Below are 20028 nucleotides of genomic sequence, written 5' to 3'. Positions count from 1 at the left end.
GAACCAGTCGGCTTGGTCCGGCCTATCGCCTGTTCGCCGCGAGGACGACTGTCCCGTCACCGTTCGTTGAGGGACCGTAGAGAAACTGGATCAGGTGCCGGGCACCATCCGGATAGCCGTCTTCGAGATGCTCCGTGTAGATTGTACCCTATAATCACATCTAAAGATAGCATATCGACGGTGTATCACGACATTACCGGCCGGAGACGAGCCAGTAGCTCGAAGTCCCACTGATGCAGTCGTTCCCAGAGCAACACTGCGGGCGGGAGTGCGACCACCGCTGCCAGGAACGAATAGGTGACACTCAGGCCGATCAGGACGCCGAAATTGCCGAGAATCGGGGTGATGGCCAGTGCAAGGGCACCGGTCCCCAACGCCGTCGTCAGCATACTTCCGAATAGTGCGCCACCAGTTCCCGTCAGCGTGACCATCATTGCCTCGTGGGCACCGGTCGCCGCATCGTATTCGTCGATGAACCGGTGGGTCGTATGCACCGAGTAGGCGATTCCAACCCCAACCGAAATAGAGAGAATCGTCGCTGTCAGTGCATTTAGCGTGATGTTCAGATATCGCATCGTCCCGAGCAGGAATGCAATCGATACCAGTATCGGGAAGATATTGACAACTCCAAGCAGTGGCTTCCGTTCCAAGATGCCGTAGATAAGCACGAGGAATACAGCGGTCAGTGCGACTGCCATAACGAGTCCTTGAATCGCCGACTGGAAGATGCGGTCCATTACCGCGGCCAGGACGACGACGCTCCCCGTGGCCGTCGCTTCGAACCGGAGCCTGTCTGCCATCGCAGACCCTCCGGCTGTCACCTCTGTCTGTGAGGCGTCGGAGTCAGTCCGATACTCGATCTGCGCGGACCGGTAATCCTCAGTGAGGTACTGTTCGGCCCGGTCGCTCGCCGAGGACGAGAACAGTTCGTCGTAAATCAGGTCGAGATTCTGGTCGGGAATTCCGTTGTCGTTCTGGTCGTTTCGGGCGACTAATTCGGCGAATTCTTCGTTTTGATTCGCGTGGGATTTGATGACAGTTACGATGCTTTGTGTCTCTGCCTGCCCGCCAGGTCCGACTGCAAGTGGCTCTGGAGGGTTGTCGTTCGGGGCGGCGAGGGCTTCGAGAGCGTGGTCTTGCTTGAGGTTCCCTTGGACATATACTGTCACGGTACTGCCTTGGCTGCTTCCGAATTTGTCATCGAGCAAGTTGATCGTCGACGTGACCGTATACTCACCTGGACTGACCGCCTCAGGCAACTCTGTGAGGTAGGCCGGAATCTCTTCGGGCGGAAGGAAGTCCTCGTTTTCGAACGAGGTCCCGACGCCCGACCCATACGCGCCCATTACGCCACCAGACAGGAGTAACCCCAAGACGATCACTGTAGGGGCGTACTGGCTCACTTGTGCAGGAAACGCTAGCACTCGTCCGAGGACTGAATCCTCCGACGCAATCGGAGCGGAGTTGAATTCCGGAACGCCGAGACGCGTGCGCAGGTCATCGCTCACCAACTTGGCCGCGGGTAAGAACACCCCAAAGAGGAGGAATGTGAAGAGAATACCAACTGCTGAAGCGATGCCCAGGTTCTGAATCGGTGCAAGCGTAGAAATAACGTTCGCACCGAACCCGAACACTGCTGTCACAGTCACGATAATAAACGCGACGATGAGCTGGTCGTTCGCTTCTCGCATCGCTTCAACCGCTGTGAACCCGCGCTCTGTCTCTTCCCGATAGCGATTGATGATGTGGATACCGAAGTCAACGCCAACAGCAAGCAGTAACACCGGGACTGAGATCATCTGCTGGCTAAACGGAATCCGGGCGTACCCGAGGAATCCAAACGTCCAGATAATCGTCATCACGAGCGCGACCAGTCCCAGCAGTACGTCGATGGGGTCACGATACGCGACCACCAGGAAGAACAGTAACAGCAGTATCACCACTGGCATCACAATCGTAAGCGAATCCGTCATGGACTGCCGTATCTCTGATTCGGTAGTCCCGGACCCGAACGCACGAACGTCGCCGGGTCCATCGTCAGCAATCGCCTGAATGTCCGTCTGGACAGCGGTTAGATCGTCGAAACTCACGGGGAAGTCGTGTGAGACCGTCGTGATTGATGCAGACGCCGAGACACTAGTTGGGTTGAAATCGTTTGACAGCGAGCCGGTAAGCCGGGATTCATCTTCGAGCTCTCGAACAGCCTGTCTGATTTCGGTCCGGGACGCACGTTCGAGCGTTCGCCGGTATGCTTCCGGCGTTGTCGCTGACGGGTTTAGCTGCTGCGCGATAATCGGAGCCGGACCACTGGCCGACTCCATCCGGAGGTCAGCACGTTCCCCAACGCGTTCGAGAAGGCGTGCGTCACGGACAAGTGCTTGTTTGGTCAGAACATTGCTATCCGTCCGGATGAGTTGCGTCGTGTCCTGCGTGTCCGACTGAAACGGACCCTCGAAATTCTCCGTGACTTCGTCTTCGGCCTCCTGTTCAGGTAGTCCGTCCGTGAACGCATCAAGTCCGCCAGCACTCACCTGTACAGACCCTAGCCCGCCGACGAAGACGCCTGTAAGAAGCAGAAATACGACGATAACCGCTCGTGGTCGGTCCACGATTGTCGTATTGAGGAGTTCGGTCGCCGTTTCAACCCTGTCCGCCAGTGACATCAGTCGCGCCTCCAGTAGACGACTGCGACACCACCGATGACAATTACTCCCAGCCCCAGGATGAGTGCGATAGGCGGCCCACCGCCGCTCTGGGGAGTCGCATCGAGTGGCTTCCTGAACGTATCCGACAGATGGGTATTCCCATCGGTATCTGTATAGCGGAAATCAAATGACATCGGATACGTGCTTCCCGCTGTCGCGGCAGATGCCGCCGATACCTCGAACGCCAGTGTCGTGGACTCACCGGGCTCTAAGGACTCGATGTAGCTAGTATCCGATCCGCTGATGCTGAGTGGATCGTCGGCAAACAGCCGTGCCTCAACGTCGGTAACCGTCTCGTTGAGGTTGTTCGTCACTTCGACCGAGACAACCCGCGATTCTCCTACGGTAATGGCTCGTTCTCCGACCGCGAGACCAAACTCGTCTTCGCCGGCAGCGATATCGGACTGGACCGATAGCGTATCGCTGGCCTGCTGGTCGCCGTTGTCGTCCTCGTAACCGACCGTGAAGTCGAACTGCCGTGGTCCCGCACGGGCGCTATCAGAAACGTCGACGCCGAAATCCACGGTCGTCGACTCGCCGGGTTCGAGATTACCGACGGCGTACTGGGTTCCCTGTGGGGAGAGAGCGGAGTGGTCACTCTCCCAGTTGACCACGGCGTTTTCGACGGTCCGGGGGCCATCATTGGTGAGCGTGGCTTCGAGCGTGCCGTCCCCGCCTGCCTGTAGCTTTCCGGAAACACCCGATAGCGAGAACTTCTGTTTCGGTGTCGTCTCTATACCCAGCGAAAGGTCGTCGTCGGTACCCGTGTCGCCCTCGAGATCATCGTACTGGACAGACGCCGACATCGCGTACGAGCGGACCTCGGCGTTCGAATTCGCCGTTGCGTCGACAGTTACCGTTCGGACCTCGCCGGGACTCCACTCTCCGATAAACTGCGAAGTGGAACTGGCTTCGCCGAATGTGATGTCGCTGCTCTGTGCGGTGACCGTCACCGTCGCGTCGTCGACGGTGACCGGGCCAGTGTTGCGAAGGGTCAGTTCGTACTCCCCGGTGCTACCGATGGGTACTGTCGAGGAGGTGTTGACCACCGCGAACGATTGTTCAGGTACGGGAGCGATGCCGACCGTGTTACCGACTGACTCTGTTCGGACACCATCGGTGTCGTCGAAGGCGACCGAGAGTCCGAAGTTGTACGGCTCGGGGTCGGCATCGCCGCTCGCGCCGATGCGGTAGTTGAAGGTTCGGTTCTCGCCAACCGCCCACGAGTCGACGAACCGGGAACTCTGCTCACCGCCGCCGACAGTGAACTCGGCGTTCTGGCTCGTCAGCGCTACTGCAGCGTCGGTCGCGGCGGATTCTCCGGTGTTCTGAACGGTGAGTTCGACGCCGCCGGTCGAACCGACACGCGCGTTGGAGTCGACATTTACCACGTCGAAGGTAGCGTCGTCGCTCACTCGGACAGTGACGTACTTAGTTTGGGACTTGCTCTCGTAGTCGCGAGCGCCCGTCCCCTCGGAGACGTAGCTGTAGTGATCGTACTCAAGTTTGACGGGGACGCGATAGGAGCCGGATTTGGCGTCGTCGTCAACGCTGATATCGAACGACACTGTTTGCGATGCGCCCGTGGCGAGATCTCCGGTGAGCTGCCGCGAGGTCGTTACCGATATCGGTTCGTCGCCGTCGCTGACACCGACAGTCAAACCACGGGCGGTGGTCACCTCGCTGTTCAGACTCGGGTTCGTGCTGGAACCGGAATCGAGCTCACCGTTGTTCGAGAGCACGACATCGAGTGTCGTTTCCTCACCCGGCGAGACAGTGTTGTCTGCGAGTGCGACTTCGATGGCCGGACTTCCGGTCACAGCGGCGACGGCGGTACCACTCGCAACCGACACCACGACAGCAGCGAAGATGACACTCGCAATACTGCTACGCTGCATTGTGTATCCTCCCCTGTGGCCTCGATGGGGGTGAACAGGCTCGCATTCTATAGAATCCAGGCAATTGTATCGTCTGTTGATGTCGGCTGCGAAGTGTGTGCTGCAACGGTTCTCGTCTCACGGGAAAATAGATGCAATGGGGAGTAGTAAACAGACGTCCAGATTTTCTGCGCCGGAAAAACTGCGTTGCTGTCGGGTGTAGCATCGGAATTCACTTGTTCGAGATATGGACGGGGCCGATAATTGGGCTGAGACGACAGGTACTGTGAAACGGTGCTTTCGAGCGTCTGCAAATAGGGTGAGCACATTTTCAGAGTCAGAAAATCAGCAATCATACCAAGGATGCCCGTGAGAAAAGCTATGTGTGAGTGAGGATCCGCAGTCGAGCGAGATTTATGCCCTCCTCGACGACAAATATGCTCGTGCGATCCTCACGGCGACGGACACGACCGCAAAATCCGCGAAGGAGCTCAGTGACGAGTGTGACGCTTCGCTCCCGACGATTTACCGACGCACTGAGCGCCTTATCGACTGCGGGCTCCTCGAAGAGCAAACCAAGTTCGAAGAGGAGGGGCACCACCACAGTGTCTACAAGGCGCGGCTCAGGCGACTCACAATCGAACTGGAGAATAATGAACTCAAAATCGACATCGAAGAACGACCAGCGGAGAAGATGGCGGACCGTTTCACCAACATATGGGGAGAACTCTAATGCAACCGCTTCAGCTTAAACCCTCGTTGATTCCTCCGTACTATCTCATTCTTCTACTGGTCGGGTTACTCGCTATTGCGATGGGGGCATTTCTCGTCCATCAGGCGTACCAGGGGTATATTCGAAATGAACGGCGCCAGATGCTGTTTCTCGCTATCGGTCTTGCGCTCATTACCGTCATTTCACCGTTGGTATCGCTCATTATCCCGGCTATCGGGATTCCACTCAGAAGCGAACTTATCGTGTATACGTTTTACGCGCCGTTGCTGAGTAATATCATCGAAATCGTCGGAATCGGGTTGATAATTTATTCTCTCTCACTACGAAGTCACTCGTGATTTGACACCGGAACAGTGTGAATACCAGTTTTCCAACTCGATCTGTTTCCCCCCTCCCTCACGGAACGGCGTCTTTTCGAATAGATACGACAGATGGAGAAATAAGTAACGTACAGTCCGGTACGTATATCGGAAAATCGGACCTCAACAACTCGATTACGTGTAAGAGATCAGGTTACTATCCTGTAGGTTGTGACGCAGAGAGTAGGTACGGATACGATATCAGTACGTTCAATGGTTAAAAAACTGAATCCTGAAGAACGGTCCGTTGAGAAAGCAGATAATTTATCTAAAAAGTTGAATCTGACAAACAAAACAGTTCCGGGGAGAACAAGTCTAAGATTACAGTGATCACTAAATTAGAAGTTGCCAACCATGGTCGAGTGGAGGTTTATCAAGAGATAAACCAATAACTGAAATATCGTTCGTTATGACCGACAGTTCTGCCCGTAGTCTACGACAACCCTTCTTCTGTTAATCAGCATATCGCTGATTACGTAGAAGAGTGGTGGTCAGATTGCATTGAAGGCGGTTCCGGTGACTACACAGTTAATTGTAATCGAACTGATTACAGGCCAAAAGATGTAGTCGCTATCTGTAACAAATCTCTGTTCTGGAATCGGTGCGAACTGGCAGAAAGAGGTCATTCAGACACATATCTGTGCCAAATATCTGGCACGCATATCCGGCACAGCCATTCGGTACAGATGTCTATTACAGTTGATTGTTACAGACAAGTATCCCAGATCGGGCGCAATCTGGTACCGGTCTTGATACGGATTGGTGTTACAGATGTTTGGTACAGACAACCGTCACAGGCAACAGCCCCGAATGTCTGACACAGATATATGTAACAGGAGAACGAATGAGGGAGCATATGATAACGACCGTCGTTTACGCTGAGTCTGGAGGAACATACAAAACGACCATGACAGCGAATCTCGCGGTTGGGCTCGAGCGAATGGGACTGGACGTCCTTGTGATCGATCTGGACCCACAAACAGGCAACCTCACCTCGCTCTTCGATGTCGGGAAAAACCGTGGAGACCCGGCTGCTGACAATCTCGTAAAGCACATTCTCGAAATGCCAGACGGGGACTTCGACGACCTCATCGAGACCGCTGAGGAAGGTGTTGACATCATCCCGAGTCACGATATGCTGGGGGACTTCACTTCCAACCTTGAGCAGAAGATTTCCTACGAAACAGGAATGAAAGGGATTTCCCGAGATGAGTATCCCCGGTTTGAACTTCTCTATGATCTGCTTTGGGAGCAGGAGCAGTTGAACGAGGAGTACGACGCGGTCCTCATTGACCCCAACGCACGCGCTGAAGATCTCCTTTACAATGCTATCTACGCACTTCGGACATTGGTAGCCCCCGTCAAGCCAGCTGGAAAAGGGAGTCTAAGCCTTGATGGTCTCGAAGAGATGGTCGTAAACATGGAGACTGCGCTGGATATCGAAATCGGGCTTTCGTGCGTGGTCCCATCCGGAGTCGGCCAGACGAACGCCCACAAGCAGTATCGGGATCAGTTCGAAAATACAGACGCCTTCGCAACGCCAGTCTCTATTGGGTCACGAGAAAGTTTGATGGACGCCATGTGGGAAGCCCGTGGCTCTGCGTTCAAAGTAGTAGAGGAGCGGTGGAAGACCTACGAAGAAGACGGCGAGATGGTCTCGAAGAAAGGGGAGCGCAGAGTTCCCGACCGTGAGCTCGATACTCTCGATAAACTTTGGCAACTGGCGGGATTCATTGCGACTGAAACGTTCGATGTCGACGTTGAGGATGAACTGGTCTTAGATATCGACGACTATGGAACAGAGACGATGCAGTTTGACCTTACCGCTGAACCGGAGGTGGCTGACTAATGGGGAGCGATTCCTTCAAGTCGGGATCAGGTAACCTCAGCTTCGGAGATAGTGATGAGGAAGAAGCAGACGACGAGCCGGAGGAAGCCAATGAGGAAATCGATGAGATCGCGGACGAGGAGGGGGATGATCAGGAGCCCAAGGAAGGCACCTCTGAAAAAGTAGATGACAGCGGGGACTCCTCAGAAGCGAAGGAAGTGAAGAGTACCAACGAAGAGAATACGATGAGCGCCGCAACCGCCAACGATACCGGACCACGCCAGACGAGTAGCCACCAGTATCCATACTTCGTGCGTCGGAGTAACGTTGGGGACGAACGGGACAATCGTCTCGAACTCTTCGCCCGCGATAAAGTCGTCTCGCGGGAAGCGGAGTTTCGGAGCCAGCTTGCTTCAGAGCTCGGAGCAGACGACATCTCGAAGACGGACGCCCGTGAGTATGCGCTTCTTGCGGCGTTCGACAACGTAGAAGACGTTGCAGAGCTCATGAGGGGTGACGGATACGGAGAACTCGATTAATCGTAACAGACGACCGAATTACGAGATGCAAGTCGTTGGTCCAGCCTTTCGAGTGAATAAAGTTGCTGTCTCTCAATTGTAGTGTTCAGTTTGTAGCATTGTGCCAGCGAGTGAAACTCGTCAACCAATAGTCGGCTGTTTCTGGTTCGGCGTGGCTGAAGCAATTTGAGAGGAACGAAGTTCGTCGCTTTAGTTCTCGAAAGATTCGCCCGATAGCGTTCCGATTTCCGTGGTGACGTATCCGAAATCAGAGGCCGGCCCGTTGCAGTGCTGCTTGGAGGTGTTGAGCGCCGACGACGAACAACAGTTTCGACATCGTGGTTTTGCTGAAGTTCGCGGAGAAATACTTCCGTGAGAACGGTGGGAGTCGTCGAACAAAGCCGGAGGAGAAGCAGGCCGTTCGTCTGGGGGATCAGCGGCAACGTACAGCCAGAACTGCTGATCGGTAATCCGATCACTATTTCGTCGGGTGCGATTTGATTCGGAGATCGCCCAGCTTCTGGCTGTAAATCGGCTTTCTGGACCCAATGGTGGATGGCTTTCCGCGACCGTTAGTCACCCAACGTATCGAGTAACGCCACGGTATTCGACAGCGACAGCCACGCAACATGCGCTTGAATACCCAGCGCCATCGACAACTTGGGTGTCCGAGCCGCTCTACAAAATCAAAATCAATCCAGTCGCTACTACCGCTGAGGCGGGTGAATACAGGTATGAACCACGGAAAAGTCTCCCGCCTCACTGTTCATGCTTAACTAAACACTGCGGTAATCCGAGATGAGTTATCAGCAGACGATGATTACAGTACCGACCTACAATCCGACTCTCCGCAGTTCACTCCCAGACCTCAGACACGTCGAACACCGGCTTGCACGTCTCGCCGGCGATGAATGACTCGAAGGCTTCGTCGGCGTCTTCGAGGGAGAACCGGTCGTCGATGAACGTTTCGCAGTCCACGTCGCCGGTGTCGATGAGCCTGAGCGCGCGCTCGAAGTCCTCGTACATCGACGCGTAGGAACACTGGAGGTCGATTTCGGAACGGACCAGCGGCGAGTACTCCATCGTCGTCTCGCCGGTCTGGCCGACGAGGACGATCTGCCCGCCCTTCCGGACCGCGTCGACGGCCGACGGCAGCCCCGACGGATGGCCGGTCGTGTCGAAGACGACGTCGTAGCCGATGCCGTCCGTCTGTTCGTCGCGGCGGGCCTCGAAGTCGTCCTCGGCGACGTTGATTGTCTCGAAGCCGAACTCTTCAGCCAGTGGCAGCCTGTAGTTTGCGTCCGGGCCGACGCCCGACACGGTCACTGTGCCGCCCTGTGCGGCGGCGATCTGTGCGGTCAGCTGTCCGATCGGTCCGGGGCCCTCGACCAGCACGCGGTCGCCGGGGGAGACGCGGGAGTTCTCGATGACCGCCCGCGCGCCGATGCTCGTCGGCTCCACGACGGCGGCGTGTTGCTGAGGCACGGAGTCCGGCACGGGGTGCAGCGCGCGCTCCGGGACAGTGATGAACTGCTTGTACGCGCCATCGTGGTCCACGCCAGTGATGACCGCGTCCTGGCAGACGTTCGCCGAGCCGATCTCGCACTGGTAACAGTCGCCACAACCGCGGATCGGCCGCTCGACGACCCGGTCGCCGACGGCGAACTTCGAGACGTTGTCCCCGGTTTCGATGACGCGGCCCGCATACTCGTGGCCGATGACCGTCGGGAGTTCCATGCGCTCGAACGCGGACTCGAACTCGTATATCCCCGCGTCACTGCCACACAGCCCGGCGTAGTCGATCTCGACGAGCGCCTCGTCGGCAGCCGGCTCCGGGCGGCTTCGGTCGATAAAATCCATTGCGCCGCTGGTACGACTAACTTTAGCTAATCCTCGCATGGAGATGAGGTGGACAGCAGCCCGTATAATTCTATGGGATTTCGCTGCATAATCCCAAAAGCGTATTGTGTGCAAGCGTCCACTGAACGGGTATGGTTGCCTACGAACACACGCCGGTATCGGTCAGTGACAAGCGAGCCGTTGTCGTCGGCGGGACTAGCGGGATCGGACAGGCTATCGCACTTGGCTTCGCCACCGAGGGCGCGGACGTTATCGCTACGAGTCGGAGCGAGGACGCGGTCGCCGAGACCGCCGACGCCATCGAGGAGCGGGGTGGAAACACCGCCAGGGTCACCTGTGACGTGACTGACGCCGACTCGCTCGAACAGCTCCGCGAAACGGCCGTCGAGGCGTTCGGCGGGATCGACGTAGTGGTCGCCTCGCAGGGCGCGATCTCCCGCGAGCGGATCCTCGACATCGGCGACGACGACTGGGACTTCGTCACCGACGTGGCCCTCGACGGCGTCCGTCGTGTCACGCAGGAACTGGCCCCCGCGATGGACGAGGACGGCTCGATCATCAACATCTCGTCGCTCGCCGCCCGCCTGTCGATGGCCGACCTGCCGGCCTACGCCGCGGCCAAGGGCGGCGTCGAGGCCTTCACTCGCGCGTCGGCCAAGGAGTTAGCGCCGGGTATCCGCGTCAACGCCATCGCCCCTGGGTTCGTCATCACGCCACAGAACAAGGAGACCTACGCCGAAGGCACGGAGAAGCGGGCCAAGATCGACGAGCGAGCGCTCGCCGGACGCGTCGCCGAGCGCGAAGAGATGGTCGGGGCCGCGGTGTTCCTTGGCAGCGACGCCTCGTCGTACGTGACGGGCGAGGTGCTGACGGTCGACGGCGGCTTCGCTGACAGCGCGCTGTAAGCCCGCAGTACTGTTTTCACCGCACGAACCGAGTGCCTCCAACTGACCTCAGAGCCGAAGCGTCTCTTCGGTGAGGTCGAGCTGTCGGTTGTGCAGCGATACACCGGTGGCCCCGTCGAAGAAGTGGACGGCGTCGGACGGAAGCCGGACCGTCGCGGTGCTGTCCTCGGCCACGTCCCGGAGGCCCTCGGTCACGGCGACGAGGTTGTCGGACATGTCGTCGGTCCCCGGGCGCGAGAGGTGGACGACGTTCTGGTCGCCCATCGGCTCGACGACGGTGACGTGCATCTCGTACTCGTGTGCCGGGTCGTCGCCGACAGCCGCGTCGTCGAGAACTTCGATCTCCTCCGGCCGAATGCCGAGCACCAGTTCCGAGGTCCCGGAAACCGCGTCCTCGATCGCACGCCCAAGCGGGTACTCGAACAGGTCACTGACGAACGTTCCGTCGCTGTACGCCCCGTGGAGGAAGTTCATCGAGGGCTCGCCGATGAAGCCGGCCACGAACATGTTGTTCGGATCGTGGTACAGCTCCAGCGGCTCGCCGACCTGCTGGAGTTCGCCCTGGTCCATCACGGCGATGCGGTCGCTCATCGTCATCGCCTCCGTCTGGTCGTGGGTGACGTAGATCGTCGTCACGCCGAGCTGTCGCTGGAGCTGCTGGAGCTCGGTCCGCATCTCCGCCCGGAGCTTCGCGTCCAAGTTCGACAGCGGCTCGTCCATCAGGAACAACTCGGGGTCCCGAACGATGGCCCGCCCCAGCGCGATCCGCTGCTGTTGGCCGCCGGAGAGCTCCCCCGGCTTGCGGTCAAGCAGGTCGTCGATGCCCATCATCGACGCCACTTCCTCGACGCGCTCCTCGATGTCGGCATCCGGCAGGTCCGTCGACTCTTCGAGCCCGAAGGACATGTTCCCGCGGGCCGTCAGATGCGGGTACAGGGCGTAGGACTGGAACACCATCGCGATGTCGCGGTCCTGCGTGTCCACGTCGTTGATGACGGTCCCGCCGAGCCTGATTTCGCCCTCAGTGATGGTCTCGAGGCCGGCGATCATCCGAAGCGTCGTCGACTTGCCACAGCCCGACGGCCCAACGAGTACCAGAAATTCCTCGTCCTCGATGTCGACAGAGATGTCGTCGACGGCGACGATCTCCTCGTCGTCGTCCTGGTACACCTTCGTCACGTGGTCGAGGGACAGCTCAGACATTGTGCACCTCCACTTCGGATTCGAGACGGCGGTTGTGTAACGCCTCGCCGGTGGCCGCGTCGAAGACGTGGACGGTGTCCGGATCGACCGACACGACCACATCGGTTCCCGCATCGACGACGGTGGTCCCCGGAGTGAGTGCGTGTATCGTTTCGGACTCCGACGCGTCCTCGGGGTGTCGGAGGTGGACGACGTTCCGGTCGCCGTGGGGTTCGACGACGGAGACGGTCATCCGGAACTCGTGGTCCGCGAGGCCGCTCGACCCACCTTCGGGAAGCCGTTTCAGGTCGATATCCTCCGGCCTGACGCCGAGCACCACGTCGCTGGTGTCGCCGACGTCGTCGCGGATCCCGCTGTCGAAGGGGTACTCGAAGAACTCGCTGGTGAACGTCCCGTTCCGGTGTCGGCCCTCGACGAAGTTCATCGAGGGCTCGCCGATGAAGCCGGCGACGAACCGGTTCTCCGGGGCGTGGTACAGTTCCAGCGGTTCGCCGACCTGCTGGAGTTTGCCCTTGTTCAGCACGGCGATACGGTCACTCATCGTCATCGCCTCCGTCTGGTTGTGCGTGACGTACACCGTCGTCACGTCGAACCGGTTCTGCAATTGCTGGAGCTCGGTCCGCATCTGCGCCCGAAGCTCCGCGTCCAGGTTCGACAGCGGCTCGTCCATCAGGAACACTTCGGGGTCCCGGACGATAGCCCGACCCAGCGCCACGCGCTGTTGCTGGCCGCCGGAGAGTTCATCCGGGTTCCGGTCGAGCATCGACGAGATGCCGAGCAGGTCTGCGATCTCCTCGACGCGCGCGTCGCGCTCTTCAGACGTGTACCCCGATTCCTCCTCCAGGCCGAACCGGATGTTCTCCCGGACGGTCATGTGCGGGTACAGCGCGTAGTCCTGGAACACCATCGCGATGTCCCGGTTCTGTGGCACCCGGTAGTTCATGTGTTCGCCGCCGATGTAGATGCTCCCCTCGGTCGGGGATTCCAGGCCGGCGATACACCGTAGCGTCGTCGATTTGCCACAGCCCGACGGCCCGACCAGCACGAGGAACTCGCTGTCGGGGATGTCGAGGGAGAGGTCCTCGACTGCCGTCGTGTCGCCGAACCGCTTCGTCATGTGTGAGATTTCTATTCGTCCCATTGTTATGCGTCAGTCTTCAGTCCTTTCGCGAACTGTTCAGCGAACGCGACGTAGATGATGAGCGTCGGCAGCGCCGCGAGGAACGCCGCCGACATCCGGATGCCGAAGTCGACGCCGGAGGTCGATGCCCCCACGGCCGGGAGAATCAGCGTCACGACGGCCTCGGGCGTGTCCGACCCGGTGATGAGCGTAAACGCGAAGAGGAACTCGTTGTAGATCTGGGTGAACTGGTAGATGAACACCACGCCGAACATCGGCTTCGAGATCGGCAGGATGATCCGGCGGTAGATCTTCGTGATCGACGCGCCGTCGATCTTCGCCGCCTCCACGTACGACGTCGGGAGCCCCTGGTAGTACGACCGGAAGAGGATCGTACAGATCGGGATCCCGTACGCGATGTGGGTGATGATAAGCGGCACGAGGTTCGCGTGATAGCTCTGGAGGATCGGGAGTGCGACGAAGATCGGCTCGACCATCGACGCGAGCGGGAAGATGTTGTTCCAGAACCGCGCGAGCGGGACCAGCACCGCCTGGTACGGCAGGAAGATACCGACGAGGAACAACACGAGGACGCCCAGCTGCCCGCGCCAATCGACCATCGTGAGGCCGTAGGCGGCCATGCTCCCGAACAGGACGCTCCCGATCGTCGCCGGGATCGCCATGAACAGGGAGTTGAAGAACGCACCGGAGAGCGCGTCCAGCGCGAACGTCATGTTGTCGAGCGTGAACCCCTCGGCCAGCGGCGGCATGAGCGGGATGGTCTCCGCGACGGCGCGGTTCGTCTTGAACGCCGTCATGAGGCCTGTCTCCAGTGGCGCGAGGAAGAACCCGATGAACAGGACGACCAGGACGTACTGGCTGATGCGGTAGAGGCTGTAGTCCTCGACGAGCGATGCCACGTCGAACGTCTGGTCGGATGATGAGCTGGCCATTGTCAGAGACTCCCCTGTCTGTACTGGTAGTAGAGGTACGGGGCGATGACCCCCAGCGCCAGGATCAGGAGGTACGTGGCGATAGCGGCCGAGTACGCCCACTTCCCGAGCTTGAACGCCTGGCGGACCATCAGCGTCGCTAGGATGTCAGTCCCGTTTGGCGGCCGGTAGCGGCCGGTCAGTGCATACAGGAACGTGAACGCCTTCAGGGCGAACACCATCAGCACGACGGCCGCGCTGACCGACGCCTCCTTCATCTGCGGGATGATGATCCGGATGTACGTCTTGAGCGTGCTCGCGCCGTCGACGTGTGCCGCTTCGAACTGATCGTCGGGCAGCGACCGGAGTCCGGCCAGGTAAACGACCATCGTGTAGCCGCTGAACTGCCAGATAAGGGCGAATATCACGGATCCGAGGGCGATAGACGGGTTCCCGATCCAGTCGACGGGGCCGATACCGACGGCTCTCGTGATGATGTTCATCAACCCGAAGTCGTAGTTGTAAATCCAGAGCCACACCTGCGCCGTGATGACGAACGACAGCGCCATCGGTAGCAGGTAGATCGTCTGCACCGTGTTGTTGTACCTGATCCCCTGATCAAGCAGGATAGCGAGAAACAGCCCCAGCAGTAGACAGATCGTCGTGAAAACGATCAGCAACACGAGGTTGTTCTGGGCCGCACTCAGGAACGCGCTACTCCCCAACGCCTGCGTGTACATCTCGAAATCAAGGTTGGAGAGGCTGTAATCCGGTGCCCCCAACCCGCGAGCGTCTGTCAACGAAATGGCGGTGTTGAAGCCAATGCCGCCGTACACGGCGATCCCCATCAGGAGGAACGGGATCCCCCAGTACGGCGACGACCGGACGAGGTCGTTGTTCAGGAAGTAGCGAACCTTCGTCTCCCAGCCGACCTCTTCCGTTCGCGGTTTCGTTGATTCTGTTGTGTCAGTAGTACCCATAAATTGGATGAATCGTGTTACCGAAGTAAATTGTTCGGTCCGTCGTTGCTTACTCCGAAACGGCGTTGAGGAGACCGTCGGCGGCGGCTTCAACGTCGTACGGCCCCATCATGTGCTCGCTCATCGCCGTCTTGCAGTTACCCATCTGCTCGGGCGTCACAGCGAGGCCGTGGGCGAGCGTCGGCGGATACGACTCTGAGCTGGTAAGGTCCTCGTAGGTCAGCCCGATGAAGTCGCCGAGTTCGTTCGGGTCGATGTCGGTCCGTAGCGGGACGGAGCCCTTGAGGTTGTTGAACGCGATCTGGGCCTTCTTCGTGCCGACGAACTTCTGCCACGCGATCGTCTCTTCCTCGCTGGGGTTGCTCGCCGGGGCGACGATCGCGTCGATGTGGTACGTGTACGTGCCTTCGGTTCCGGGGAACGCGATCCAGTCCCAGTGCTCCCCGAAGTTGAACGAGTCGTCGGTACGGAACTGGCCGGCGAGCCAGTTCCCCTGGTGCATACAGGCGACTTCCCCCGAGATCATCTTGCCGCCCATGTCCGTGAAGCTGGAGGTAGAGGCGTCGTTCGTGATGTAGTTCTGCTGGATCTCCTTGACGAGTTCCAGCGAGTCGATGAGCGCCTGCCGGTCGCCGTTGCCCTCGATGAAGTCCATGTACGCGTCGACGCCGGCCTGGCTCTGGAGCACCTGCACCCATAGCTGAAGGACGGTCCACGGGGCGACCATGGCCTGCCCCATCGGCGTGATGTCGGTTTCCTGATCGATCGTGTCGAGGGCGTCAATCAGCGCGTCCATGCCGTCGAGGCTCTCCGGATCGACGCCGGCCTCCTCGAACGCCGAGATGTTGTAGAACAGGTTATTCATCCGGTGGGAGCCAAGCGGGACGGCAGGCATCTGGTCGTTGAACGTACACAGCTCGACCGCCCGGCTCTGCATGATGTCCTTGTACCCTTCGGCGTCCCAAACGTCGGCTTCGAGGTCCTTGAGATTGCCGCGGTAGCGTTCGAGGTTGTTACCCGGCCAGTTGGCGAAGGAACTCATCGGGTTCCCGTTGACCATTCGTCGGAGGATCGTCGCGTTGAGATTGACGTTCGCGCTCGCCCCGACGGCCTGGAAGTCGGTGTCCATGTCGGGGTATTCCTCGTTGAACGTCTCGATGAGGGCGGTTATCGCCGCTTCACCGTCCCCACCGGACCACCCGTGGAGGACTTCGAGCGTGTTCGACCACTGGCTGCCACTGCTTCCGTCACCGCTTGTACTCTCACCGTCGCCGCTACTGCCGTCACCGCTACTGCCGTCGCCGCTACTGCCGTCGCCACCGTCACCCGAACAGCCCGCGACACCTGCGGCAATCCCAGCACTGAGCGCCGCCATGTACTTCCGCCTGTCTATACCCACACTGGGCCTGTCATTATCTGACATATACTATTCTACAGTGCGGGTAATACAAATAAATCTACCGGAATATTATACGACAATAATAGTTAATCCTGTAAAACAGCGGGCAGAATACCCATACCAGTGGGGGATGAAGGGACGAAGTTCGAGTCGATTTTCTTCGACAACGCAGACGCGTGCGACGCACGCGAAAGCTCGGTCCGAGTCAGCGAGATAATACCCACCCGCGATCAGTGTGACCACACAGTGCTATCACCGGTCTGAGAACGACTGTGGAAGACCAAACCACACAAGATCGGGACGGTTCAGTCAGACCCGCTGTGGTATACTCCTCCCGAAACCGCCAGTCCACTACTCATCGAAGAGTTCCTGCCCATCAGCGAGATGTGCCTCGACAGCGTCGAAGTTGAGCGTCAAGCCGAGCCCAGGTTCTTCGGGGATACCCATGTACCCGTCCTCGATGAGGTTGTCTTCCTCGACGAGGTCCTCCCACCAGCCCAGTTCGTATGAGTGGTACTCGACAGCGAGGGCGTTCGGGATCGCCGCACCGACCTGTGCGGAGGCCATCGTTCCGATGGGCGAGGAGACGTTGTGCATCGCCACCGGTACGTAGAACATGTCCGCTAGCGTGGCGATCTTCGCTGTCTCGCGCATCCCGCCGACCTTCGGACAGTCGGGCGCGATGATGTCAACGGCCTGGTCCGTGATGAGTTGGCGCTGGCCGTGGGTCCGGTAGACGTTCTCGCCGACGGCGATTGGCGTCCCTGTCGACTGTGTCACCTCGCGCTGCACGTCGTGATTCTCCGGCGGGACGGGGTCTTCCAGCCACCAGACGTCGTACTGTTCGAGGCGGCGTGCGAGGCGCTTGGCGCTCCCGCTCGCGAAGGCCCAGTGGCAGTCGAAGGCCACGTCCGCGGCGTCACCGATCCGCTCGGTGACCTTCTCGACAATCTCGGCCTTGTGCTCGATTTCGGGCTGGCGGAGGTGGCGGTTCGCGCGGTCCTTCTCGTGGCCAGAGGGTACGTCGAGGTCGAACTTCAGCGCGTCGTAGCCCAGTTCGTGGACGACCCGCTCGGCCTCGTCGGCGCAGGCATCGGGGTCGGCCTCCTCCTCGGTGTGACAGTCACAGTAGGTCCGGACTTCGTCGCGGTATTTCCCGCCCAGCAGCTGGTAAGCCGGCACGTCGAGGATCTTCCCGGCCACGTCGTGTAGGGCCAGTTCGATACCGGAGATGGCGGCGATGTCCTTTCCGGCGACGGAGCCCTCGCCGGACATCTTCTGGACCATGTGCTCGTAGAGGCGGTCGATGTCCAGCGGGTTCTCGCCGACGACGAACGGCTTCAGCCGCTCGATGATCTCCGGGATCGCGCCGCCCCAGTACGCCTCGCCGTTACCGGCGACGCCGGCGTCCGTATACACTCGAACGAGCGTCCACGGGTAGTTCCCGTCGACAATTACTGTCTGGACGTCGGTGATCTCCACGTCGCGCCTCTCGCCGCGGGAATCGGTGAGTCCCATCGTCTCCGCCGAGAGATCGCGCATGGTGTACTCTGCATTCGGGTCTCGTAGGTCTGCGTAGCTCATGCGACAGACGGAAATCCAGGCCCATGATAAAAACAGTTCCGGGTGGCGGCGTGGTATCACGCGACTCGAATTAGCGCACAGCGGTTCCCAGCATTACTGCGACCACACCCACTGTCGCGGTGAATCGACATTGAGAGCCCAAGCGAGTGTGGCTCTGTAATGTCCGTGGCGACAGTCAGCCCGACCGAAACATGGCGTAGTTTCTCGGCGCGTCAGCCGAGAAATGCACAGGCCATGCTGCTATTGACGCAACCGGCTTTGAACGGGACCAGCCAAGCCGACACTACGCCAACCGCACAGACGACCACGTCCGAGCGTTGAAAGTGACCACCGTCCGTTCTACTCCCCGCTCACACGCTCGCATGGACAGTGATCGGTACCACCGGCGATCACTGTCTGAAACCGTCTTCTCAAGCATCAAACGCACGCTCGTACAGTACCGTACGTGCGCGAAGCTGGTGGGTTGAGTTCCGTGAAATTATCCTCAAAGCCACCGTCTACGACCTTCACCGGAGCTTCCGATATCCGTGAAATGCAGCACAGTGTACTGAAACTACAGAGACCTTTTAAGTATAATGTTACCCAATTAGAGTCCAAAGCCGGGATACAGTATGCTTTTTCGAGCTACGCAGAAGTTCACTCGGGCTATACGACTCATCGTCGGCTTAGTACGCATGGGCCAGCAGTCAGCTGTTCACCTATATGGAACGCATATATAACAATAGTACTTTTGTTAGGTTGGGTTCGGATTAAGCCAATCTCACTTATACCGGTCAAAAATACGTAAATCAGCGGGCTGCCAATACTTAAATTCTTATTATATATCTCGTATTAAAATACGGAGCTCATAATGTTCCATAATATAAAACAGAATGGTGTTATTCCGGAAAGCGTTTAGATTACAGAATACGCTAACTGGAGCGACCCCAATATGCGGGCGGCCTATTCCAAGTCCCCGACGAGACGCTTGATACTTCCAACATCGATAACGTCAGATACCACATTTGATGTTATAGAATACCGTCTCCATACGGACATAATTCTAAGTCAGTTTAATACTCTCTTGCTCATCAAGGATCCAGCCCTGTTGTACTGTTCTTCTATAAGACCAACATATACGTATTTACCATCCATATTGGTAGATATCGAATGGCCATATGATGTTAAAACTAAATATGGATATTTAATTTTATTTAAGTAGTAATATATTCCTCTAATAGAAATATCTGATTATCAATCGATCGATGTCGGTATAGCGACAGTAGGCACTATTTTATTAATCAGGTAAACGTTCCTAACTGAACGAGAAAAACGGTCGTTAGTGTCGATTATAGTACTCGGTAGAGCCTTTTGTTCTCAGAACATCAATCAATATGTATACCAATTCCGGGAGGCTGTAGGGATGCCCGTAAGACGGGCCTCGCGGGACCCCTCTGCTGTCTCGCGGAGTTCTATTATTCCATCGAATTCGCTCGATATAGTGTTTATGACCTCCGAATTCTGTGTGGCACTATTGAGCGTGTAGATACCTAGTCCATCCGTATCGCTCACTCTGGACGTGTAAATATGTAAAAATTTGAATACTGATTGGGTTTCGAGATATTGTTGGAGCGTGCTGACCGATAGTACTCCATGGCGTATTAATGATATGTTCTGGTTGGTGAAAGAGTTGAGGATTTTCACCGTTCCAATACTGATCCCTGTCAGATCACTCGGTGATGACACAAATTCCGTGTCAACACCATCCGGTGTATGTGATGATTCTCGGCCCGAACAGCTAACGATTCCTATCTGGTCACAGTCTGGTGATTCTACGTGTTGTGCGAGGGATTCTGTGAGTACACTAGGACTGTCGCTCGTTGTGATACACAGTAGGCCGTCACCATCGTCAAACCCCTTCGCCAACAATTCCAGCGCAAGATCCTGCTTCCCAATCATCGGGGGACTTTTTATCAGGAGATTTGTACCCGGCTGAATCTCGGACGGCACTCCGTCAGGAAGACTGCTATTTATATCGTACATTTG

15 protein-coding genes and 2 pseudogenes are annotated in these 20028 nt (G+C 57.9%); 6 read left to right on the top strand and 11 right to left on the bottom strand.

Features of this window, described 5'->3' with window-relative positions:
* Positions 1-185: 185 nt before the first annotated feature.
* Together C444_RS17435 and C444_RS17430 are read right to left on the bottom strand one after the other, a co-directional pair.
* Positions 186-2663, bottom strand: a complete 2478-nt coding sequence (locus tag C444_RS17435; RefSeq protein WP_004594368.1) for an efflux RND transporter permease subunit — start codon at positions 2661-2663, stop codon at positions 186-188.
* Positions 2663-4603 (bottom strand): COG1361 S-layer family protein, encoded by a 1941-nt coding sequence (locus C444_RS17430; protein ID WP_004594367.1) that lies wholly within the window; start codon positions 4601-4603, stop codon positions 2663-2665. The genes C444_RS17435 and C444_RS17430 overlap by 1 nt, the downstream gene beginning before the upstream one ends.
* 364 nt (positions 4604-4967) lie before the next feature.
* Between C444_RS17430 and C444_RS17425 the strand changes: the two genes are divergently transcribed.
* From C444_RS17425 to C444_RS17410, 4 genes are all read left to right on the top strand, one after another.
* The gene (locus tag C444_RS17425) at positions 4968-5315 is read left to right on the top strand and encodes a helix-turn-helix domain-containing protein (protein ID WP_004594366.1); all 348 of its coding nucleotides are present in this window, start codon (positions 4968-4970) and stop codon (positions 5313-5315) included.
* Positions 5300-5653: a DUF7521 family protein gene (locus C444_RS23285; RefSeq protein WP_004594365.1), complete on the top strand. Its 354-nt coding sequence runs from the start codon at positions 5300-5302 to the stop codon at positions 5651-5653. Before C444_RS17425 ends, C444_RS23285 begins: the two co-directional genes overlap by 16 nt.
* 877 nt (positions 5654-6530) lie before the next feature.
* Positions 6531-7523 carry a ParA family protein gene (locus C444_RS17415; protein WP_049909589.1) on the top strand — a complete coding sequence of 331 codons (993 nt, stop codon included), beginning with the start codon at positions 6531-6533 and terminating at the stop codon, positions 7521-7523.
* Positions 7523-8041: a hypothetical protein gene (locus tag C444_RS17410; RefSeq protein ID WP_004594363.1), complete on the top strand. Its 519-nt coding sequence runs from the start codon at positions 7523-7525 to the stop codon at positions 8039-8041. The genes C444_RS17415 and C444_RS17410 overlap by 1 nt, the downstream gene beginning before the upstream one ends.
* A gap of 85 nt (positions 8042-8126) precedes the next feature.
* Here C444_RS17410 and C444_RS21405 read toward each other — a convergent pair.
* Positions 8127-8756, bottom strand: a pseudogene (locus C444_RS21405) (IS6 family transposase).
* A gap of 119 nt (positions 8757-8875) precedes the next feature.
* The gene (locus C444_RS17405) at positions 8876-9919 is read right to left on the bottom strand and encodes a zinc-dependent alcohol dehydrogenase (protein WP_004594362.1); all 1044 of its coding nucleotides are present in this window, start codon (positions 9917-9919) and stop codon (positions 8876-8878) included.
* A gap of 92 nt (positions 9920-10011) precedes the next feature.
* Here C444_RS17405 and C444_RS17400 point away from each other — a divergent pair, with 92 nt between their 5' ends.
* The gene (locus C444_RS17400) at positions 10012-10785 is read left to right on the top strand and encodes an SDR family NAD(P)-dependent oxidoreductase (protein ID WP_004594361.1); all 774 of its coding nucleotides are present in this window, start codon (positions 10012-10014) and stop codon (positions 10783-10785) included.
* Between the two features lie 48 nt (positions 10786-10833).
* On the opposite strand, the gene C444_RS17395 is transcribed toward C444_RS17400, so the two are convergent.
* The 6 genes from C444_RS17395 to C444_RS17370 form a co-directional block, all read right to left on the bottom strand.
* Positions 10834-11988 carry an ABC transporter ATP-binding protein gene (locus C444_RS17395; RefSeq protein ID WP_004594360.1) on the bottom strand — a complete coding sequence of 385 codons (1155 nt, stop codon included), beginning with the start codon at positions 11986-11988 and terminating at the stop codon, positions 10834-10836.
* Entirely contained in the window at positions 11981-13129 is a 1149-nt protein-coding gene (locus C444_RS17390; protein ID WP_049909588.1) for an ABC transporter ATP-binding protein, read from the bottom strand. The genes C444_RS17395 and C444_RS17390 overlap by 8 nt, the downstream gene beginning before the upstream one ends.
* Before the next feature lie 2 nt (positions 13130-13131).
* On the bottom strand, positions 13132-14061 hold the full coding sequence (locus C444_RS17385) for a carbohydrate ABC transporter permease (RefSeq protein ID WP_004594358.1): 930 nt from the start codon (positions 14059-14061) through the stop codon (positions 13132-13134).
* 2 nt (positions 14062-14063) lie between these two features.
* Positions 14064-15020 carry a carbohydrate ABC transporter permease gene (locus C444_RS17380; RefSeq protein ID WP_004594357.1) on the bottom strand — a complete coding sequence of 319 codons (957 nt, stop codon included), beginning with the start codon at positions 15018-15020 and terminating at the stop codon, positions 14064-14066.
* Positions 15021-15069: 49 nt separating this feature from the next.
* A complete protein-coding gene (locus tag C444_RS17375; RefSeq protein ID WP_004594356.1) occupies positions 15070-16395 on the bottom strand; it encodes an ABC transporter substrate-binding protein in 1326 nt (441 codons plus the stop codon).
* Positions 16396-16770: 375 nt separating this feature from the next.
* The gene (locus tag C444_RS17370; RefSeq protein WP_004594355.1) at positions 16771-18003 is read right to left on the bottom strand and encodes a mandelate racemase/muconate lactonizing enzyme family protein; all 1233 of its coding nucleotides are present in this window, start codon (positions 18001-18003) and stop codon (positions 16771-16773) included.
* Positions 18004-18183: 180 nt separating this feature from the next.
* Here C444_RS17370 and C444_RS21400 point away from each other — a divergent pair.
* Positions 18184-18534, top strand: a pseudogene (locus C444_RS21400) (IS5/IS1182 family transposase); the annotation flags it as partial.
* Between the two features lie 837 nt (positions 18535-19371).
* Here the strand turns inward: C444_RS21400 and C444_RS21865 are convergent.
* Entirely contained in the window at positions 19372-20025 is a 654-nt protein-coding gene (locus tag C444_RS21865; RefSeq protein WP_004594354.1) for a DUF7504 family protein, read from the bottom strand.
* Positions 20026-20028: the final 3 nt, after the last annotated feature.

The organism is Haloarcula japonica DSM 6131, assembly GCF_000336635.1.
Taxonomy (GTDB): Archaea; Halobacteriota; Halobacteria; order Halobacteriales; family Haloarculaceae; genus Haloarcula; species Haloarcula japonica.
The sequence above is the reverse complement of the archived record's forward strand: the minus strand, read 5'-3'. Positions and strand labels throughout refer to the sequence as shown.